The organism is Nocardia sp. NPDC004340, from assembly GCF_053602575.1.
In genome coordinates this window covers 805,723-821,719 of record NZ_JBSGDW010000002.1, presented here as the reverse complement: position 1 = coordinate 821,719, position 15,997 = coordinate 805,723, and the positions used below count along the sequence as shown (strand labels likewise).

Sequence of the window (15,997 nt, the reverse complement as noted above, 5' to 3'; positions counted from 1 at the left end):
TACGGTCTTCGCCATGTCCCGAAAATTCAGCTTCACCGTGCAGTACAGCATCCCGGTCGAAGAGCTTCACCGGGCACTCAACAATGACGAGATGTGGCAGGCCCGCTTCGCCGCGGCGCCCACCGCCAAGCTGGAGCTCACCCACCCGGACGGGCCCGGCACCATCCAGATCCACATGACCGAGAAGGCGCCCGAGGACCAGATTCCCGGCATCGTCAAGAAGGTCCTCAAGAGCGAGCTCATGCTCGAGCGCACCGACTCCTGGGGTCCGCTGACCGACGGTGTCGCGCGGGGCAGCTTCAGCGGCCGCTCCGGCGGCATCACCACCGAGATGGCGGGCGCGTTCGAATTGCGGCCCACCGCAGAGGGTTCCGAGATCGAGGTCACCGGCACGGTCGACGTGAAGGTCCCGCTGGTCGGCGGCGCCATCGAACCCCTGGTCGAGAACCTGCTCAAGAAGGTCATGAACAGCGAACGCAAGTCCGTCGAAACCTGGTTCGCCGCGCAGAACGCCTGATCCCGGTTATCCGTGGATGCGGGGGTGGTCCCGCATCCACGGTCCCGGTCGCTACTGCCCGAAGTTCGGATCGAACTCGCGAGGCTCGGTGAGTACGAGCCAGTTGCCGGAGTTGTCGCGGATGATGGCCTCGACGCCGTAGGGGCGCTCCGCGGGCGGCTGCACGAACTCCACGCCTTTGGCGGTGAGCTCGTCGAAAGTCTTCTGGCAGTTGTCGGTTCGCAGGCCGAGCGCGCCGTGCGTGCCGTTGGCCAGCGACCGGCGGACGGCCTCGGCGAGATTGTCGTCGAGCGGGGGACCCGGGATCATCAGCGTCACCTCCAGCTCCGGATGATCCGGATGCGCCACCGTCACCCAGCGGAAGCCGTTGTCGCCCATGGTGACATCGCTGCCCTCCACGAAACCCAGCTTGTCGATGTACCAGGCCTTGGCGGCCGACTGGTCGGTCACATAGACGGTCACGAGCGAGACATTGGTAATGGTCGTCATGGTTTCCAGGCTATGGACGAGCCCCCGCCGCGGGCTTCTCCGAAATTGCGCGATTCACGCCCGGATTGCTGAGTTCACACACTCGGAACCTCAGTGAGGCTGCCGTAACAGCCGCGCAATCGGCCGGAAAGCCAAGATCAACAATCACTGCGCACCCTCGAATCGGAAAACAGCTCGCGACGAGCCCGAACGAGGAGTGCCGGTGGTTCAAGTCGAAACCCCCACGGCGAACGCGGTGGCCGCGTCCAAGGAGACGCTGGAGGATTACACGCTGCGGTTCGCGCCCCGCAGCTACCGGAAATGGAGTCCGGCGGTGGTCGGCGTCTCGGCGCTCGGCGGCATCGCCTACCTGGCCGACTTCTCCATCGGCGCGAACATCGGCATCGCCAACGGCACCGGCAACGCGCTGCTGGGCATCGGCATCTTCGCGATCGTCATCATGATCACCGGCTTCCCGCTGGCCTACTACGCGGCCCGCTACAACGTCGACCTGGACCTGATCACCCGCGGCAGCGGCTTCGGGTACTACGGGTCGGTGGTCACGAACATCGTGTTCGCCTCCTTCACCTTCATCTTCTTCGCGCTCGAGGGCTCGATCATGGCGCAGGGCCTGCAACTCGGCCTGCACGTGCCGCTCCCGATCGGCTACCTGGTGTCCACGGTGATGATCTTCCCGCTGGTCATCTACGGCATGAACACCCTCGCCAAACTGCAGGTGTGGACCACCCCGCTGTGGCTGATCCTGATGGTGCTGCCGTTCGGCTTCCTACTGGTCCGCCACCCCGACTCGGTGGGCGCCTTCCTGTCCTACGGCGGCCAGGACGGCAAGGGCGTCAGCCTGTCCGGCGCGCTGCTCGCCGCCGGCGTCTGCCTCTCGCTCATCGCCCAGATCGCCGAGCAGATCGACTACCTGCGCTTCATGCCGCCCCGCACCCCGGACAACGCCCGCAAGTGGTGGGGCTGGATGCTGCTGGCCGGACCGGGCTGGGTGCTGTTCGGCGCCATCAAGCAGGTCGTCGGCCTGTTCCTGGCGGTCTACCTGATCGCCAACCTGCCCGGCGCGCAGGACATCGCCAATCAGCCGGTGCACCAGTTCCTCGAGATCTACCGCGACATGATGCCGTCCTGGCTGGCCATGACCCTGGCCGTGGTGCTGGTCGTGATCAGCCAGATCAAAATCAATGTGACCAACGCGTATTCGGGTTCGCTGGCGTGGACCAACTCCTTCACCCGCGTCACCAAGAACTACCCGGGCCGGATCGTGTTCCTCGGCCTGAACCTGGCCATCGCGCTGATCCTGATGGAAGCCAACATGTTCGACTTCCTCAACAACATCCTCGGCTTCTACGCCAACTGCGGTATCGCCTGGATCGTCACCGTCGCAACGGATATCGCGATCAACAAATACGTGCTGAAGCTCTCGCCCAAGGAGCCGGAGTTCCGCCGCGGCATGCTCTACGACTTCAACCCGGTCGGACTGGTCGGCTTCGGCCTGTCGGCGGTGCTGTCGATCATGACCTTCTTCGGCCTGTTCGGTGAGACCCTGAAGCCGTACTCGCCGATCGTGGCCGTGGTGGTCTCGTTCCTGGCCACCCCGCTGACCGCGGTCCTGACCAAGGGCAAGTACTACCTGCGACGCGACCACGACGGCATCGACCTGCCCATGTTCGACGAGCACGGCAACCCGTCGGGGGAGACGCTGACCTGCGTCGTCACCGGCATGGAGTTCGAGCGCCCCGACATGATCGCCTCGGCGGTGGCGGGACCGGAGGGCGAGATCCAGTACATCAGCTCGCTGGCCCTCTCCACCGACAAGACCGGAATCCACGTGCTGCCGTCTCGATGAGACCCGTCAGTCCCCGCGCTTCCGATCCGAGAGCCCGTGCATGAAGACGTAGCAGCCCGGGATATGGGGTGCGCCCTCGGCCGCGAACTTCGCTTGATACTCCGAGGGCGACATCCCGACCAGGTCGGTGAACTTCCGGCTGAACGATCCGAGGCTGGAGTAGCCCACCAGCATGCAGGCCTCGGTCACCGTCACATTGGTGGCGCGCAGCAGGTCCTGCGCCCGCTCGATCCGCCGCTCGGCGAGATACAGGGCGGGCGTCTTGCCGTAGGTGGCCGCGAAACATCGCAGGAAGTGGTACTTCGACACCCCCGCGGCCGCCGCCAGACTGTCCAGGTCCAGCGGTTCCGCGTACTGCCGGTCGGCCAGATCCCGCGCTCGCCGCAGATGCGGCAGCAGCTCCTCGGGAACCGGCCGGGCGTTCACGAGAACGGCCGCAGCTTGTCGATCCGCATCGAGGCCCGGCCCGCGCCTCGCCACAAGCGGGCGGTCAGATCCAGGTCCTCGTCGGTGACCAGGTTGCCCATCACCCGGACCGCGGTGCGCTGCAACAGCTTCGACCGCATCAGCGGCGGCCCGCCCAGCGGCACCGTGCGCGGATGCGTGGCCAGCCCGGCCAGTCGCCGCGCCACCGAATAGGTGCGGCCGTAGCGCTCGCGCAGCAGGTCCGGCCAGATGTGGGTGAGGTCCGGCTGGTCCAGCAGCGCGGCCAGCATGTGCCCGCCCTCCAGGCCGTAGTCGATGCCCTCGCCGTTGAGCGGGTTCACGCAGCCCGCCGCGTCGCCGACCAGCGCCCAGTTGCGCCCGGCCAGGTTCGACACCGCGCCGCCCATCGGCAGCAGCGCCGACGCCACCGCCCGCGCCTCGCCCTCGAAACCCCATTCCGCGCGCCGCTGCGACACATAGTGCTGCAGCAACGGTTTCAACGCGATATGCGAGGGTCGCTTTTCGGTGGCCAGCGAACCGACGCCGATATTCACCTCGCCATTGCCGAGCGGGAAGACCCAGCCGTAGCCGGGAATCAATTCATTGTTCGCATCACGCAATTCGAGATGTGAGGTGATCCACTCGTCGTCGCTGCGCTCGGATTTGATGTACGCCCGCGCCGCGGTCCCGTACGCGTACTGCCGGTGCCAGGTACGGCCCAGCATCTTGCCGACGGGGGAGCGGACCCCGTCCGCCACGATCAGCGTCTTGCAGGACACCGCGCGCAGCCCACTGTCGGTCTTGATGGTCACGCCGGTGACCCGGTCGCCCTCGCGGGCCACCTCGATCACCTTGGCGCCCTCCACCATCCGCGCCCCCGATTTCACCGCGGTCTCGCGCAGCTTGTCGTCGAGTTCGGTTCGCGGAACGGCACTTCCGTAGGTGGGGAAGGACCCGTTCGGCCAGGGCAGCAGGGCCTCGCGGCCGAACCCGGCCATCCGCAGGCCCCGGTTCACGGTGTGCGCCCGCACCCAGTCGCCGAGCCCCAGATGCTCCAGCTCGGCCGTGGCGCGCGGGGTGAGCCCGTCGCCGCAGGTCTTGTCGCGGGGGAACAGCGCCGAATCGGTCAGGAGCACGTCCCGTCCCGCGCGCGCCGCCCACGCGGCCGCGGCCGACCCGGCGGGACCAGCGCCGACGACCAGAATATCGGCGTGCGCGGGCAGAACATCCGACGATTTCCCCTGCTCGGGCGCGACTTCCGATGAACCCATGCGACCAATACTCGCAGCACATCACCGCGTGCGCATATTTGCCCCGGGGTTCACGTCCAGGCGTTTCGATTCGCGTGGCGGGTGTTTCGTTGGTCGCACTACGGTGGTGTCCATAGGGGGTGAGCGACGCACACGCTAGGTTCTTTGGCGTGGGGTCGGACGCGGCACTGGGAGAAGAAATGAGCGCATCAGCTGTGAGCGATGAGAGCACCGTGGTCGCGGGGGTGGATCTTGGCGATCCCGAGCTCGCCGCCACAGTGCGCAAGGGCCTGATCGAGGTCGAGGACCTGCTCATCACCGAGCTGTCCGACGGCGAGGAATTCCTGCAGGAAGCGGCGCTGCACCTGGCCAAGGCCGGCGGCAAGCGCTTCCGCCCGCTGTTCACCATCCTCACCGGTCAGCTCGGCCCCAACCCGACCAGCCCCGACCTGGTCGTCGCCGGCACCGTGGTGGAGCTGGTGCACCTGGCCACCCTGTACCACGACGACGTCATGGACGAGGCCTCCATGCGCCGCGGCGCCCCCAGCGTGAACTCCCGCTGGGGCAACTCCGTCGCCATCCTCGCGGGCGACTACCTGTTCGCGCACGCCTCCCGCCTGGTCTCCACCCTCGGCCCGGACGCGGTCCGGATCATCGCAGAGACCTTCGCCGAGCTGGTCACCGGCCAGATGCGCGAGACCATCGGCGCCCGTCAGTCCCAGGACCCGGTCGAGCACTACCTGCGCGTGGTGTGGGAGAAGACCGGCTCGCTGATCGCCGCGGCCGGACGCTTCGGCGGCACCTTCTCCGGCGCGAGCCTGGACCACGTGGAACGCCTGGCCCGCCTCGGCGACGCCGTGGGCACCGCCTTCCAGATCGCCGACGACATCATCGACATCTCCTCGGCGTCCGAGCAGTCCGGCAAGACCCCCGGCACCGACCTGCGCGAGGGCGTGCACACCCTGCCCGTCCTCTACGCGCTGCGCGAGGAGGGCGACGAGGGCGACCGCCTGCGCAAGCTGCTGGCCACGCCGCCGCAGACCGACGCCGACGTGGAGGAGGCCCTGTACCTGCTGTCGCGGTCGCGCGGCCTGGTGCTGGCCAAGGAGAAACTGCACGGCTACGCCGACCTCGCGCACGCCGAACTCTCGGCCCTGCCCGGCGGCCCGGCCAACGACGCGCTCGAGCAGCTGGTCCGCTACACCATCGAACGCGTGGGCTGACGCTCCCGGGGGAACCTGTTCCCGGCCCGTATCGTTGACCAGGTGTAACGACCCGTATGGGCACCACTTGGTGGTTCGCGGCCCGTCTCGTTCTGGACTGAGCGGAGCGGGGGAGCGAAGCGGAGGAGCGGAGGGAGGGAAGAACGAGACCTCCAGGGCCGCGAACCCGCCCGGAGCGAAGCGGAGGGCAAGAATTGCACAGTCACGGGTATGCGAACGGGTTGAAGACGTTCGGACTCTTGGTCGGGATGTCGGCACTGATCGTGTTCGTGGGAGCGCTGTTCCGCAATCCCACGATCCTGATCCTGTCGATCGTGCTGGCGGTGGGCATGAACGCCTACGCGTACTTCAACAGCGACAAGCTCGCGTTGAAGGCCATGCACGCGCAGCCGGTCACCGAGCTCGAGGCTCCCGCGATGTACCGCATCGTGCGCGAATTGGCCACGGCCGCACGCCAGCCCATGCCGCGCCTGTACATCAGCCCCACCAACGCGCCCAATGCCTTTGCCACCGGCCGTAATCCGCGCAATGCCGCGGTCTGCTGCACCACCGGCATCCTGCAGATCCTCGACGAACGGGAACTGCGCGCGGTGCTGGGACACGAGCTGTCCCACGTCTACAACCGCGACATCCTGATCTCGTCGGTCGCGGGCGCGCTCGCCTCGGTCATCTCCGGCCTGGCCAACCTGGCCTTCTTCGCTGGCGCCTTCGGCGGCGGCAACCGCAATGGCGAGGGGCCGAATGTCATTGCGCTGCTGCTGGTCTCACTGCTGGGGCCGATCGCGGCCTCGCTCATCAAACTGGCCGTCTCCCGCTCCCGCGAATACCAGGCCGACCAGGACGGCGCGGAACTCACCGGCGACCCCCTGGCGCTCGCCTCGGCCCTGCGCAAACTGGAACGCGGCACCCAGGCCGCCCCGCTGCCCCCCGAACCGCAGCTGACCGCCCAGTCCCACCTGATGATCGCCAACCCCTTCCGGGCCGGCGACAAGATGGCCCGCTGGTTCTCCACCCACCCCCCGATGGCGGACCGCATCGCCCGCCTCGAGGAGTTGGCCGGTGGAAACCGGAACTACTAGCTAGCGGTAGTTCACGAACTGCAGGGCGATATCGAAGTCGCCGCCCTTGAGCAGCGCGATGACGGCCTGGAGATCGTCACGGTTCTTGCTGCTGACGCGCAGCTCCTCGCCCTGGATCTGCGCCTTGACGCTCTTGGGGCCCTCGTCACGGATCTTCTTGGCGATCTTCTTCGCGTTCTCCGTGGTGATGCCCTGCACCAGGTTTCCTGTGATTTTGTACACCTTGCCGGAGGCCTGCGGATCGCCCGCGTCGAACGCCTTGAGCGAGATGTCGCGGCGGATCAGCTTCTCCTTGAACACGTCCAGAGCCGCCTTCACGCGGTCCTCGGACTCGGCGCTGAGGATGATCTTCTCCTCGCCCGACCATTCGATGCTCGCTCCGGTGCCGCGGAAGTCGTAGCGCTGGCTCAGCTCCTTGGCAGCCTGGTTCAGGGCGTTGTCCACCTCCTGGCGATCGATCTTGCTGACCACATCGAACGACGAATCCGCCACACTCTTCTCCTGTCCGAGATCGGATATTCGGGATGTTCCAACGCCGACGCTAGCCGCTCCGGCATGGCTGTATCCAGCCGGTTTGCATTCCGGGCGTGGGTTCAGGGTATTCTGCTGAAGCGCTGGAAGGCGTACCCTGGCGGATTGCCCGAGCGGCCAAAGGGAGCTGACTGTAAATCAGCCGCGTAATGCTTCGGAGGTTCAAATCCTTCATCCGCCACAGCTGGAGCCCCTCAGACGAGAGTCTGAGGGGCTCTTTGCGTTCCAGGGGTCAGGGCGTGGTGATCGGGCGGGTTCGCGGCGCAACCCCGGATGGCCCCTCCGGCACCGAGTGTCACGGCAGCTACCCGGTCTCGAAAACGGCCGATGACCAGCCGGTTTGGAGAGTGCGCGGGGATGTGTGTAATCTCGTTCAAGTCGTCAGCGCCCCGGTCCAGACCGGAGCAAGACAGACACGCCCCCTTAGCTCAGTCGGCAGAGCGTTTCCATGGTAAGGAAAAGGTCAACGGTTCGATTCCGTTAGGGGGCTCGCCGGATTGCCGGTGGTGAACGGCTCGGCTTCTCCTAGCAGGACCCGGGACCTCCCCGCCGTCAAGTACCGACACCAGATGGCGGTGTAGCTCAGTCGGTAGAGCAAACGACTCATAATCGTTGTGTCGCCGGTTCAAGTCCGGCCATCGCTACATACTGATATCCCAATCAGGCTGACCGGAAAGAAGGCAATCGTGGCCGCGAAGTCCACTGATATCCGGCCAAAGATCACCTTGGCCTGCGAGCAGTGCAAGCACCGCAACTACATCACCAAGAAGAATCGGCGTAACGACCCGGACCGTCTCGAGCTGAAGAAGTTCTGCCCGAACTGCGGTACCCACCGGGCGCATCGCGAGTCTCGCTAACTTAAACCCGCGCGAACAACCGCGTGGACAGAGTGCCGGATCGGTAAGTCACTTCGTCTCTTAGAAAGGGACAAGGGACCCGGTCCGGCACTTGGCGTATATAGCGGTGGTTCTGCGCTCTCGCCCCGTTCCCGTTTCGTGGGAGCAGATAGGGACTTCCTGCCGTGACGATCAACACCGATATCGATATCGAGGCCGACATGGTCGAATCAGAGCTCTTCGACCCCGCCGCGCACGCCGCCGCCATGGTCGGCCATCACTACCGCGTGGAGGACTACTACGAGGTCGGCCGCGAGAAGGTGCGCGAGTACGCCCGCGCGGTGCAGGACTACCACCCGGTGCACTGGGACGAGGACGCCGCCGCCGCGCACGGTCACGACGGCCTGGTCGCCCCCCTCACCTTCATCTCGCTGGTCGGAATCCTGGCCCAGCGCAAGCTCTTCGAGCAGATCGTCACCGGCTATGACCTGAGCCAGATCATGCAGACGGACCAGATCCTGGAGTTCCACCGTCCGATCAGGGCCGGGGACCAGCTGTCCTGCGTCGTCTACCTGCACTCGTTCCGCCAGGCCTTCGGCGGCGACATCATCGTCACCCGCAACGACGTGCTGGCCCAGAACGACGAACTGGTGCTCACCACCTACACCACCCTGATCGGCCGCAGCGGCGGTGACATCGACCCCAATATCGGTGACGCCGTGCGCAATGTGCTCATGCACGGGGTCGGCCCGGACGCCGCCGACGCGGGCGAGCCCATCGAGATCGACACCCCCGACCAGTCCGTGGCGGCGCTGTCGACCGGCGCCGTGATCGCGAGCGCGCAGACCCGCCGCTTCGAGGATGTCGCCGCCGGCGACGAGCTGCCCTCCCGCACCGTGCAGCTCACCCGCGGCGACCTGGTGAACTACGCCGGCGTCTCCGGCGACGCCAACCCGATCCACTGGAGCGACGACGTCGTGAAGCTGGTCGGCCTGGAAAACGTTGTCGCGCACGGCATGCTGACCATGGGCCTGGGTGGCGGCTTCGTCACCTCGTGGCTGGGCGACCCGGGTTCGGTCAAGGAGTACAACGTCCGCTTCACCAGCCCCGTGTACGTCCCGATCGACCGTCCCGCGGAGATCGAGTACACCGGCAAGGTGAAGTCGGTGGACCCCGAGACCCGCACCGCGGTGGTCGCCATCGTGGCGAAGTCGGAGGGCCGCAAGATCTTCGGTCGCGCCACCGCGACGGTGCAGCTCGGCTGACCGGAAACCGGGATAGGCCGCGACACCCCGATTGGCGATCGTCAGTCGGGGTAACGTACACTCGAAAATCTGGGGTCACCAGCCGATGCGCGCTGCTCCGAGGAGCGGCGCGTGTTTGTATGAAATGACCCTGTAGTACAACTGAAAAAGAACAGAGGCTGGAAGCAACCCCGTCCAGCCGAAGGGGCGTAGCTCAACTGGCAGAGCAGCGGTCTCCAAAACCGCAGGTTGCAGGTTCAAGTCCTGTCGCCCCTGCCCTGGATGCCGACTTAGAGAGGATCGACGTGAGCGACGAGCGGGACACTCGCCACGAAGATGGCGACGACACCGCCGCGGTGGCTCGTCCGAGCGGCAAGCGGTCCGCCCGGCGCACCCGCGCCGCGTCGTCCGGCGCCGTCGCGACGATCGAACGACCGTCGGATTCGGCCAAGGCAGCCACCAAGCAGTCCGGCAAAGGCAAGAAGGCCGGGCAGAGCGGTTCGGGCAATCCCTTCAAGAGCCTGATGAAGTTCCTCAAGGAAGTCATCGCGGAACTTCGCAAGGTCATCTGGCCCAACCGCAAGCAGATGGTCACCTATACGAGCGTTGTCCTGGTGTTCGTGATTTTCATCATCGCGTACATCAGCGGTTTGGATGTGGCGTTCATCAAGGGTGTCAACTGGCTCTTCGGCTAGGCGGCACGGTGACCGCGTCTGACCGTCGCGGCCGGTGACCGGCCCCCGGGCAGAGGCGGGGAGCGGGAACATCCGCCGGGCTATGCCTTGCCCCGGCGCGCAGAGGATTACGTGACGACTAAGGAAGCGAGTGCCCCAGTGAGCACCCCGGAGAACGGCACAACCGAGGAATTCCCGGTGGATGACGTGGTGATCGAAGAGACCACCGCGGACGTCGAGGACGCTGAGGGCTTCGCCGACGCCGACGAGTTCGCGGCCGACGCCGAAGAGGCCGAGCCCGCGCAGCCCGCGGCCCAGATCTCCGACGAGCCCGCCGACCCGGTCGCCGAGATGACCGCCGCGCTGCGTCGCGCGCCCGGTGACTGGTACGTCGTGCACTCCTACGCCGGGTACGAGAACAAGGTGAAGACCAATCTCGAGACCCGCGTGCAGAACCTCGGTCTCGAGGACTACATCTTCCAGGTCGAGGTGCCGACCGAAGAGGTCACCGAGATCAAGAACGGCCAGAAGAAGAACGTCAACCGCAAGGTGCTGCCGGGCTACATCCTGGTCCGTATGGAGCTGAACGACGAGTCGTGGGGCGCGGTGCGCAACACCCCCGGTGTCACCGGTTTCGTCGGCGCCACCTCGCGTCCCTCGCCGCTGACCATTCCGGACGTGGTGAAGTTCCTGGTCCCGGCCGCGCAGCAGAAGAAGGCCGCCGCTCCGGCCACCGCCGCTGCCGCCGCCACGACCGGTGGCGACACCGCCGTCGCGAAGCCGATCATCGAGGTCGACTTCGAGGTCGGCGAGTCGGTGACCGTCATGGACGGCCCGTTCGCGACCCTGCCGGCCAGCATCTCCGAGGTCAACGCCGAGCAGCAGAAGCTCAAGGTGCTGGTCTCGATCTTCGGCCGCGAGACCCCGGTCGAACTGGCGTTCACGCAGGTCGCCAAGATTTAGTCGCAAGGAGGCGGTGGCCCGGGTTTCACCCGGTGTCACCGCCTTTTTCGCGTTCACGTAGACTTGCCGGGTTGTGCCTAGGGCCTGATCTCGAGCTGCCCTGGGCGCGCAAGTCCCGGATAAGGCTTACGGGTGATCCGTAAGGAACCTAACCAAGGAAGAAAGATGCCCCCGAAGAAGAAAAAGGTCGCTGGGCTCATCAAGCTCCAGATCCAGGCCGGCCAGGCCAACCCGGCTCCGCCGGTGGGTCCGGCGCTGGGTCAGCACGGCGTCAACATCATGGAGTTCTGCAAGGCGTACAACGCGGCGACCGAGTCGCAGCGTGGCAACGTCATCCCGGTCGAGATCACGGTCTACGAAGACCGCACGTTCGACTTCAAGCTGAAGACGCCGCCCGCCGCGCGTCTGCTGCTGAAGGCCGCCGGTGTGCAGAAGGGCTCCGCCGAGCCGCACCGCACCAAGGTCGCGCAGATCACCATGGACCAGGTCCGTGAGATCGCCAAGACCAAGCAGGAAGACCTGAACGCCAACGACATCGACGCCGCGGCGAAGATCATCGCTGGTACTGCCCGCTCGATGGGTATCACCATCGCGGAGTAAGAGCCTTCCGGCTCGGTGGGAGGGACCGCCTGTCCCGCACCACTTCTGACTTAGACAAGGACAGATCAACATGGCAAAACGAAGCAAGGCTTATCTCGAGGCGGCCGCCAAGGTCGACCGCGCTGCTCTCTACGCTCCGCTGGCCGCCGTGCGGCTCGCGAAGGAGACCGCCACCACCAAGACCGACGCGACCGTCGAGGTTGCCGTCCGTCTGGGTGTCGACCCGCGTAAGGCCGACCAGATGGTCCGCGGCACCGTCAACCTGCCGCACGGCACCGGTAAGACCGCCCGCGTCATCGTGTTCGCCGTCGGTGACAAGGCCGCCGAGGCCGAGGCCGCCGGTGCCGACGCCGTGGGCGCCGAGGACCTGATCGAGCGCATCCAGGGCGGCTGGCTGGAGTTCGACGCCGCGATCGCCACCCCGGACCAGATGGCCAAGGTCGGTCGTATCGCTCGCGTGCTGGGCCCGCGTGGCCTGATGCCGAACCCGAAGACCGGCACGGTCACCCCCGATGTCACCAAGGCTGTCAACGACATCAAGGGCGGTAAGATCAACTTCCGCGTCGACAAGCAGGCCAACCTGCACTTCGTGATCGGCAAGGCTTCCTTCGACGAGAAGAAGCTGGCCGAGAACTACGGCGCCGCCCTCGACGAGATCCTGCGTGTCAAGCCCTCCACCGCGAAGGGCCGCTACGTCAAGAAGGTGACGTTCTCGACGAACACCGGACCGGGCATCCCGGTGGATCCGAACCGCACCCGTAACTTCGCCGAGGAAGACTGATTCCTCGACGCGGTAACGCGTAGCAACGCATGAAAGCCCGAAGGGCCGGTACGAATCTCGTACCGGCCCTTCGCTTTTCCACGGTGACAGATCGACCCCGCCGAGACGGCGGACCGCGCTGGTATCGCGGTTACACCGGATCCGGCTCGACGCTGCCGCTGCCGATCTTGAAGATCAGGGCGCAGAGCGGGCTGGTGGTGGGCTCGGCCTTGCAGAGCACGATGTAGAGCGCGCCCAATGGGAAGGTGAACAGGGGCGTCAGTGACGATCCGGATCCGCCCGAGCCGGACGCGGATCCGGAGTCGGCGACGGGGGTCGCGGGGGTGTCCGCGGTGGGGGAGGCCTGAGCGGGGCCGAGACCCGCGCCCAGTAGGGCGGTCGAAAGGGTAATGGCGGCAAGGGTTTTGGTGAGCAATCGGGACATAGCTTCCTCCTGGAAATATGTGCGCCGACACTATCCGAGATCAGCCAGTTTGAAATACCCTATTTTTACAGTCTGTCGCGTCCGGAAATTCGATGACAGGGTGCCCACATGCGCCGCTTCGCCCTGACCCTCACCGCAGCCGCCCTCCTCGCCGGACTGTCGGCCACCCCAGCCGCCGTGGCCGAGCCTGTCACGCTGGTGCCGGCACCGGTCGCCGATTCCGGATCCGCCATCCCCACGAACTGGGGCGACGGGTCACTGCTGTACCTGCTGCCGGGGGCGGTGCTGGTGGGGATTCCATTCTTGGGATCCGCCGAGCTGCTGGGCTGCGGATACTGGGACGCTCCTCGCTCCACCACACCGCAATGTCAGCTGATGTACGCCTTCTTCTCGGGCAGTAGCACCCTGAGCGGGGTGCGCTGACACGCGCCGACTCCTGCGTTGCTCTCCGCACCCCGTTTTGGCGTATCGATGCTGGTCCGCTATATTGGACGGCGGTCATCGACATGCTCTCCGGAGTTTCGGTGATCACCCCACATCGTTCTACCGAAGACCGTTGGTTGCTGCCGTCAGGCGGCTGAAGGTCCGGCGATATTGCCGGCGACCCACGCAGGGAGAGCCGAGGTCGGGAAACCCGCGAGAGATCGCGATCGTTTCTTGTGCGCCCCGGGTTCGCTCTGCGACCGGGGCGTTAGCTTTGTCGCCGGCCCCTGTTGGCGGAACTCGGTAGTTCATACGAGAACCGACCATCCAGAGAGGAGGCGAAGTATGGCGAATTCTGAGAAGGTCACCGCGGTCGCGGAGATCACCGAGCAGTTCAAGGCGTCCACCGCGACGGTTGTCACGGAGTACCGCGGTCTGTCGGTCAGCAAGATCACCGAGCTGCGTCGTGCGCTCGGCGCGAACGCTACTTACTCCGTCGCCAAGAACACCCTGGTCAAGCGCGCTGCCGCCGAGGCGGGCGTGGCTGGCCTGGATGACTTGTTCGTCGGTCCGACCGCTATCACCTTCATCACCGGCGAGCCGGTCGAGGCCGCCAAGGCGCTGAAGGCGTTCGCCAAGGACAACAAGGCGCTCATCATCAAGGGCGGCTACATGGACGGCGCCGCGCTGTCCGTGGCCGAGGTCGAGCGCATCGCCGACCTCGAGTCGCGCGAGGTGCTGCTGGCCAAGCTGGCCGGCGCCATGAAGGGCAACCTGTCGAAGGCTGCCGGCCTGTTCGCCGCCCCCGGCAACCAGGTCGCGCGCCTCATGGCCGCGCTGCAGGAGAAGAAGCAGGCCGAGGGTGGCGCTGCCGCTCCGGCCGCCGACGCTGCTGCCGACGCCGAATAAGTCACTACCCCAAACCTATTCGTCACCGCCGCGCGGTGACGGAACTACCGAAAGGAAATATCAATGGCCAACGTTGATGAGCTGCTCGAGACCTTCGCCGGCATGACCCTGCTGGAGCTGTCCGAGTTCGTGAAGGCGTTCGAGGACAAGTTCGAGGTCACCGCTGCCGCTCCGGTCGCCGTCGCCGTCGCGGGTGCCGCTGGCGCCCCGGCCGAGGCCGCCGAGGAGCAGGACGAGTTCGACGTCATCCTCGAGGGTGCCGGCGACAAGAAGATCCAGGTCATCAAGGTCGTGCGTGAGATCGTCTCCGGCCTGGGCCTGAAGGAAGCCAAGGACCTGGTCGAGGGCGCCCCGAAGCCGATCCTGGAGAAGGTCGCCAAGGACGCCGCCGAGGCTGCCAAGGCGAAGCTGGAAGAGGCCGGCGCCAAGATCACCATCAAGTAATTCACTTGATGGTGTGCCGGGGTCACACCCCGGCCGCGTCGATATTGTGAAAAGGGCGGTACCCATTGTGGTACCGCCCTTTTCGCGTATTCTGCTGCCGTGATTGGCGCGTGATCGGGTGGGTATTCCAGATATTGCTACCGACCGGTCAGGTCCCAGTGTCCGAGACGGTCTCCATGCGATACAGTGACCGGACCTACTGTGACGCGCCACACCGCGCGAAATTTGTGGCGGATCGTCCCACATGTAGGGCGCTCGTCGGAGAAAGTGGAGGTTGGCGTGGGCGTCGAGGTCAGGACCGAAGGCATCACGAAGTCGTTCGGATCCCAGCGTATTTGGCAGGACGTCACGCTGACGCTGCCGTCGGGGGAAGTAAGCGCTCTGCTCGGCCCTTCGGGTACCGGTAAGTCCGTCTTCCTGAAGTCGTTGATCGGTCTGCTCCGTCCGGAGAAGGGCTCGATCTACATCGATGGCACCGACATCACCACCTGCTCGAACAAGGAGCTCTACGAGATCCGCAAGCTGTTCGGCGTCCTCTTCCAGGACGGCGCGCTGTTCGGGTCGATGAACCTGTTCGACAACACGGCCTTCCCGTTGCGCGAGCACACCAAGAAGAGCGAATCCGAGATCAAGAAGATCGTCATGGAGAAGCTCGAGCTGACCGGTCTGCTCGGCGCCGAGGGCAAGCTCCCCGGCGAGATCTCCGGTGGTATGCGCAAGCGTGCCGGCCTGGCCCGCGCGCTGGTGCTGGACCCGCAGATCATCCTCGTCGACGAGCCGGACTCCGGTCTGGATCCCGTTCGTACGACCTACCTCTCGCAGCTGTTGATCGATATCAACGCGCAGATCGACGCGACGATCCTGATCGTCACGCACAACATCAACCTGGCCCGCACGGTGCCGGACAACATCGGCATGCTGTTCCGCCGCAACCTGGTCATGTTCGGTCCCCGTGAGGTGCTGTTGACCTCGGACGAGCCGGTGGTCAAGCAGTTCCTCAACGGCCGCATGCAGGGTCCGATCGGTATGTCCGAGGAGAAGGACGAAGCCCAGATGGCCCGCGAGCAGGCCATGTTCGACTCGGGTCACCACGCCGGTGGCGCCGAGGAGATCGAGGGCATCATCCCGCAGATGGTGGCCACCCCCGGTATGCCGGTGCGTGGCGCGGTGCATCGTCGCCGTGAGCGCGTTCGCCAGATCATGCACACCCTGCCGCCCACCGCGCAGGAGGCGATCCGGGAGTCCATGGCCGCCAACGGCGATGACGACACGCAGGTGATGCCGTCGTATCAGGGTGGCTACGACGCCACGGTTCGACAGAACCTAACTAACGGGTAA

At 65.8% G+C, this 15,997-nt stretch carries 19 protein-coding genes and 4 tRNA genes; 18 read left to right on the top strand and 5 right to left on the bottom strand.

From position 1 onward, the window contains the following. Positions 1–13: 13 nt before the first annotated feature. Complete coding sequence (locus tag ACWEOI_RS11115; RefSeq protein ID WP_433668719.1) at positions 14–517, top strand: DUF2505 domain-containing protein; 504 nt, start codon at positions 14–16, stop codon at positions 515–517. A 51-nt stretch (positions 518–568) separates the two neighbouring features. On the opposite strand, the gene ACWEOI_RS11110 is transcribed toward ACWEOI_RS11115, so the two are convergent. After that, on the bottom strand, positions 569–1,006 hold the full coding sequence (locus ACWEOI_RS11110; protein WP_433668718.1) for a VOC family protein: 438 nt from the start codon (positions 1,004–1,006) through the stop codon (positions 569–571). 196 nt (positions 1,007–1,202) lie between these two features. Here ACWEOI_RS11110 and ACWEOI_RS11105 point away from each other — a divergent pair, with 196 nt between their 5' ends. After that, positions 1,203–2,852, top strand: a complete 1,650-nt coding sequence (locus tag ACWEOI_RS11105) for a purine-cytosine permease family protein (RefSeq protein ID WP_433668717.1) — start codon at positions 1,203–1,205, stop codon at positions 2,850–2,852. Positions 2,853–2,858: 6 nt separating this feature from the next. Here the strand turns inward: ACWEOI_RS11105 and ACWEOI_RS11100 are convergent, their stop codons facing one another. Together ACWEOI_RS11100 and ACWEOI_RS11095 are read right to left on the bottom strand one after the other, a co-directional pair. Continuing rightward, positions 2,859–3,278, bottom strand: coding sequence for a helix-turn-helix transcriptional regulator (locus tag ACWEOI_RS11100; RefSeq protein ID WP_452359498.1), 420 nt, complete (start codon positions 3,276–3,278; stop codon positions 2,859–2,861). After that, positions 3,275–4,549: a geranylgeranyl reductase family protein gene (locus ACWEOI_RS11095; RefSeq protein WP_433668713.1), complete on the bottom strand. Its 1,275-nt coding sequence runs from the start codon at positions 4,547–4,549 to the stop codon at positions 3,275–3,277. The genes ACWEOI_RS11100 and ACWEOI_RS11095 overlap by 4 nt, the downstream gene beginning before the upstream one ends. Positions 4,550–4,728: 179 nt before the next feature. Between ACWEOI_RS11095 and ACWEOI_RS11090 the strand changes: the two genes are divergently transcribed. Together ACWEOI_RS11090 and htpX are read left to right on the top strand one after the other, a co-directional pair. Next, the gene (locus tag ACWEOI_RS11090; RefSeq protein ID WP_433668711.1) at positions 4,729–5,751 is read left to right on the top strand and encodes a polyprenyl synthetase family protein; all 1,023 of its coding nucleotides are present in this window, start codon (positions 4,729–4,731) and stop codon (positions 5,749–5,751) included. 194 nt (positions 5,752–5,945) lie between these two features. Beyond that, entirely contained in the window at positions 5,946–6,830 is an 885-nt protein-coding gene (htpX, locus tag ACWEOI_RS11085; RefSeq protein WP_433668709.1) for a zinc metalloprotease HtpX, read from the top strand. Here the strand turns inward: htpX and ACWEOI_RS11080 are convergent, their stop codons facing one another. Then, positions 6,831–7,322, bottom strand: a complete 492-nt coding sequence (locus ACWEOI_RS11080; protein WP_357091065.1) for a YajQ family cyclic di-GMP-binding protein — start codon at positions 7,320–7,322, stop codon at positions 6,831–6,833. 138 nt (positions 7,323–7,460) lie between these two features. On the opposite strand from ACWEOI_RS11080, the gene ACWEOI_RS11075 reads away from it, so the two are divergent. The 10 genes from ACWEOI_RS11075 to rplA all read left to right on the top strand — a co-directional run bounded on the left by ACWEOI_RS11075 (position 7,461) and on the right by rplA (position 12,459). Further along, positions 7,461–7,542, top strand: a tRNA-Tyr gene (locus tag ACWEOI_RS11075). A 236-nt stretch (positions 7,543–7,778) separates the two neighbouring features. Continuing rightward, positions 7,779–7,851 (top strand) — tRNA-Thr (locus ACWEOI_RS11070). Positions 7,852–7,932: 81 nt separating this feature from the next. Then, positions 7,933–8,005: transfer RNA gene (locus ACWEOI_RS11065), tRNA-Met, on the top strand. A gap of 42 nt (positions 8,006–8,047) precedes the next feature. Beyond that, the gene (gene rpmG, locus ACWEOI_RS11060) at positions 8,048–8,218 is read left to right on the top strand and encodes a 50S ribosomal protein L33 (protein ID WP_029925945.1); all 171 of its coding nucleotides are present in this window, start codon (positions 8,048–8,050) and stop codon (positions 8,216–8,218) included. 200 nt (positions 8,219–8,418) lie between these two features. Beyond that, positions 8,419–9,462, top strand: a complete 1,044-nt coding sequence (locus ACWEOI_RS11055) for a fused (3R)-hydroxyacyl-ACP dehydratase subunits HadA/HadB (protein WP_433673496.1) — start codon at positions 8,419–8,421, stop codon at positions 9,460–9,462. A 182-nt stretch (positions 9,463–9,644) separates the two neighbouring features. After that, positions 9,645–9,717, top strand: a tRNA-Trp gene (locus ACWEOI_RS11050). Between the two features lie 29 nt (positions 9,718–9,746). Further along, entirely contained in the window at positions 9,747–10,136 is a 390-nt protein-coding gene (gene secE / locus ACWEOI_RS11045) for a preprotein translocase subunit SecE (RefSeq protein WP_433668707.1), read from the top strand. Positions 10,137–10,274: 138 nt separating this feature from the next. After that, entirely contained in the window at positions 10,275–11,078 is an 804-nt protein-coding gene (gene nusG, locus ACWEOI_RS11040) for a transcription termination/antitermination protein NusG (protein WP_433668706.1), read from the top strand. 165 nt (positions 11,079–11,243) lie between these two features. After that, positions 11,244–11,678, top strand: coding sequence for a 50S ribosomal protein L11 (gene rplK, locus ACWEOI_RS11035; RefSeq protein WP_357091071.1), 435 nt, complete (start codon positions 11,244–11,246; stop codon positions 11,676–11,678). Positions 11,679–11,748: 70 nt separating this feature from the next. Further along, on the top strand, positions 11,749–12,459 hold the full coding sequence (rplA, locus tag ACWEOI_RS11030; RefSeq protein ID WP_433668704.1) for a 50S ribosomal protein L1: 711 nt from the start codon (positions 11,749–11,751) through the stop codon (positions 12,457–12,459). Between the two features lie 130 nt (positions 12,460–12,589). On the opposite strand, the gene ACWEOI_RS11025 is transcribed toward rplA, so the two are convergent. Further along, the gene (locus ACWEOI_RS11025; RefSeq protein ID WP_433668702.1) at positions 12,590–12,883 is read right to left on the bottom strand and encodes a hypothetical protein; all 294 of its coding nucleotides are present in this window, start codon (positions 12,881–12,883) and stop codon (positions 12,590–12,592) included. Between the two features lie 108 nt (positions 12,884–12,991). Between ACWEOI_RS11025 and ACWEOI_RS11020 the strand changes: the two genes are divergently transcribed. The 4 genes from ACWEOI_RS11020 (at position 12,992) to ACWEOI_RS11005 (ending at position 15,997) form a co-directional block, all read left to right on the top strand. Further along, a complete protein-coding gene (locus ACWEOI_RS11020; protein WP_433668700.1) occupies positions 12,992–13,306 on the top strand; it encodes a hypothetical protein in 315 nt (104 codons plus the stop codon). A 345-nt stretch (positions 13,307–13,651) separates the two neighbouring features. After that, a complete protein-coding gene (gene rplJ / locus ACWEOI_RS11015; RefSeq protein ID WP_357091081.1) occupies positions 13,652–14,215 on the top strand; it encodes a 50S ribosomal protein L10 in 564 nt (187 codons plus the stop codon). Positions 14,216–14,278: 63 nt separating this feature from the next. Then, positions 14,279–14,659: a 50S ribosomal protein L7/L12 gene (gene rplL / locus ACWEOI_RS11010; protein ID WP_357091083.1), complete on the top strand. Its 381-nt coding sequence runs from the start codon at positions 14,279–14,281 to the stop codon at positions 14,657–14,659. Between the two features lie 279 nt (positions 14,660–14,938). Continuing rightward, positions 14,939–15,997 (top strand): ABC transporter ATP-binding protein, encoded by a 1,059-nt coding sequence (locus ACWEOI_RS11005; RefSeq protein ID WP_452359497.1) that lies wholly within the window; start codon positions 14,939–14,941, stop codon positions 15,995–15,997.

Bases quoted from the DNA above. Each gene is read 5' to 3' on its own strand.
- ACWEOI_RS11090 (WP_433668711.1), top strand. From the start codon at position 4,729: ATGAGCGCATCAGCTGTGAGCGATGAGAGCACCGTGGTCGCGGGGGTG.
- ACWEOI_RS11115 (WP_433668719.1), top strand. From the start codon at position 14: ATGTCCCGAAAATTCAGCTTCACCGTGCAGTACAGCATCCCGGTCGAA.
- rplA (WP_433668704.1), top strand. From the start codon at position 11,749: ATGGCAAAACGAAGCAAGGCTTATCTCGAGGCGGCCGCCAAGGTCGAC.
- rplK (WP_357091071.1), top strand. From the start codon at position 11,244: ATGCCCCCGAAGAAGAAAAAGGTCGCTGGGCTCATCAAGCTCCAGATC.
- rplJ (WP_357091081.1), top strand. From the start codon at position 13,652: ATGGCGAATTCTGAGAAGGTCACCGCGGTCGCGGAGATCACCGAGCAG.
- rplL (WP_357091083.1), top strand. From the start codon at position 14,279: ATGGCCAACGTTGATGAGCTGCTCGAGACCTTCGCCGGCATGACCCTG.
- ACWEOI_RS11025 (WP_433668702.1), bottom strand. From the start codon at position 12,883: ATGTCCCGATTGCTCACCAAAACCCTTGCCGCCATTACCCTTTCGACC.
- ACWEOI_RS11020 (WP_433668700.1), top strand. From the start codon at position 12,992: ATGCGCCGCTTCGCCCTGACCCTCACCGCAGCCGCCCTCCTCGCCGGA.
- ACWEOI_RS11110 (WP_433668718.1), bottom strand. From the start codon at position 1,006: ATGACGACCATTACCAATGTCTCGCTCGTGACCGTCTATGTGACCGAC.
- ACWEOI_RS11055 (WP_433673496.1), top strand. From the start codon at position 8,419: ATGGTCGAATCAGAGCTCTTCGACCCCGCCGCGCACGCCGCCGCCATG.
- ACWEOI_RS11095 (WP_433668713.1), bottom strand. From the start codon at position 4,549: ATGGGTTCATCGGAAGTCGCGCCCGAGCAGGGGAAATCGTCGGATGTT.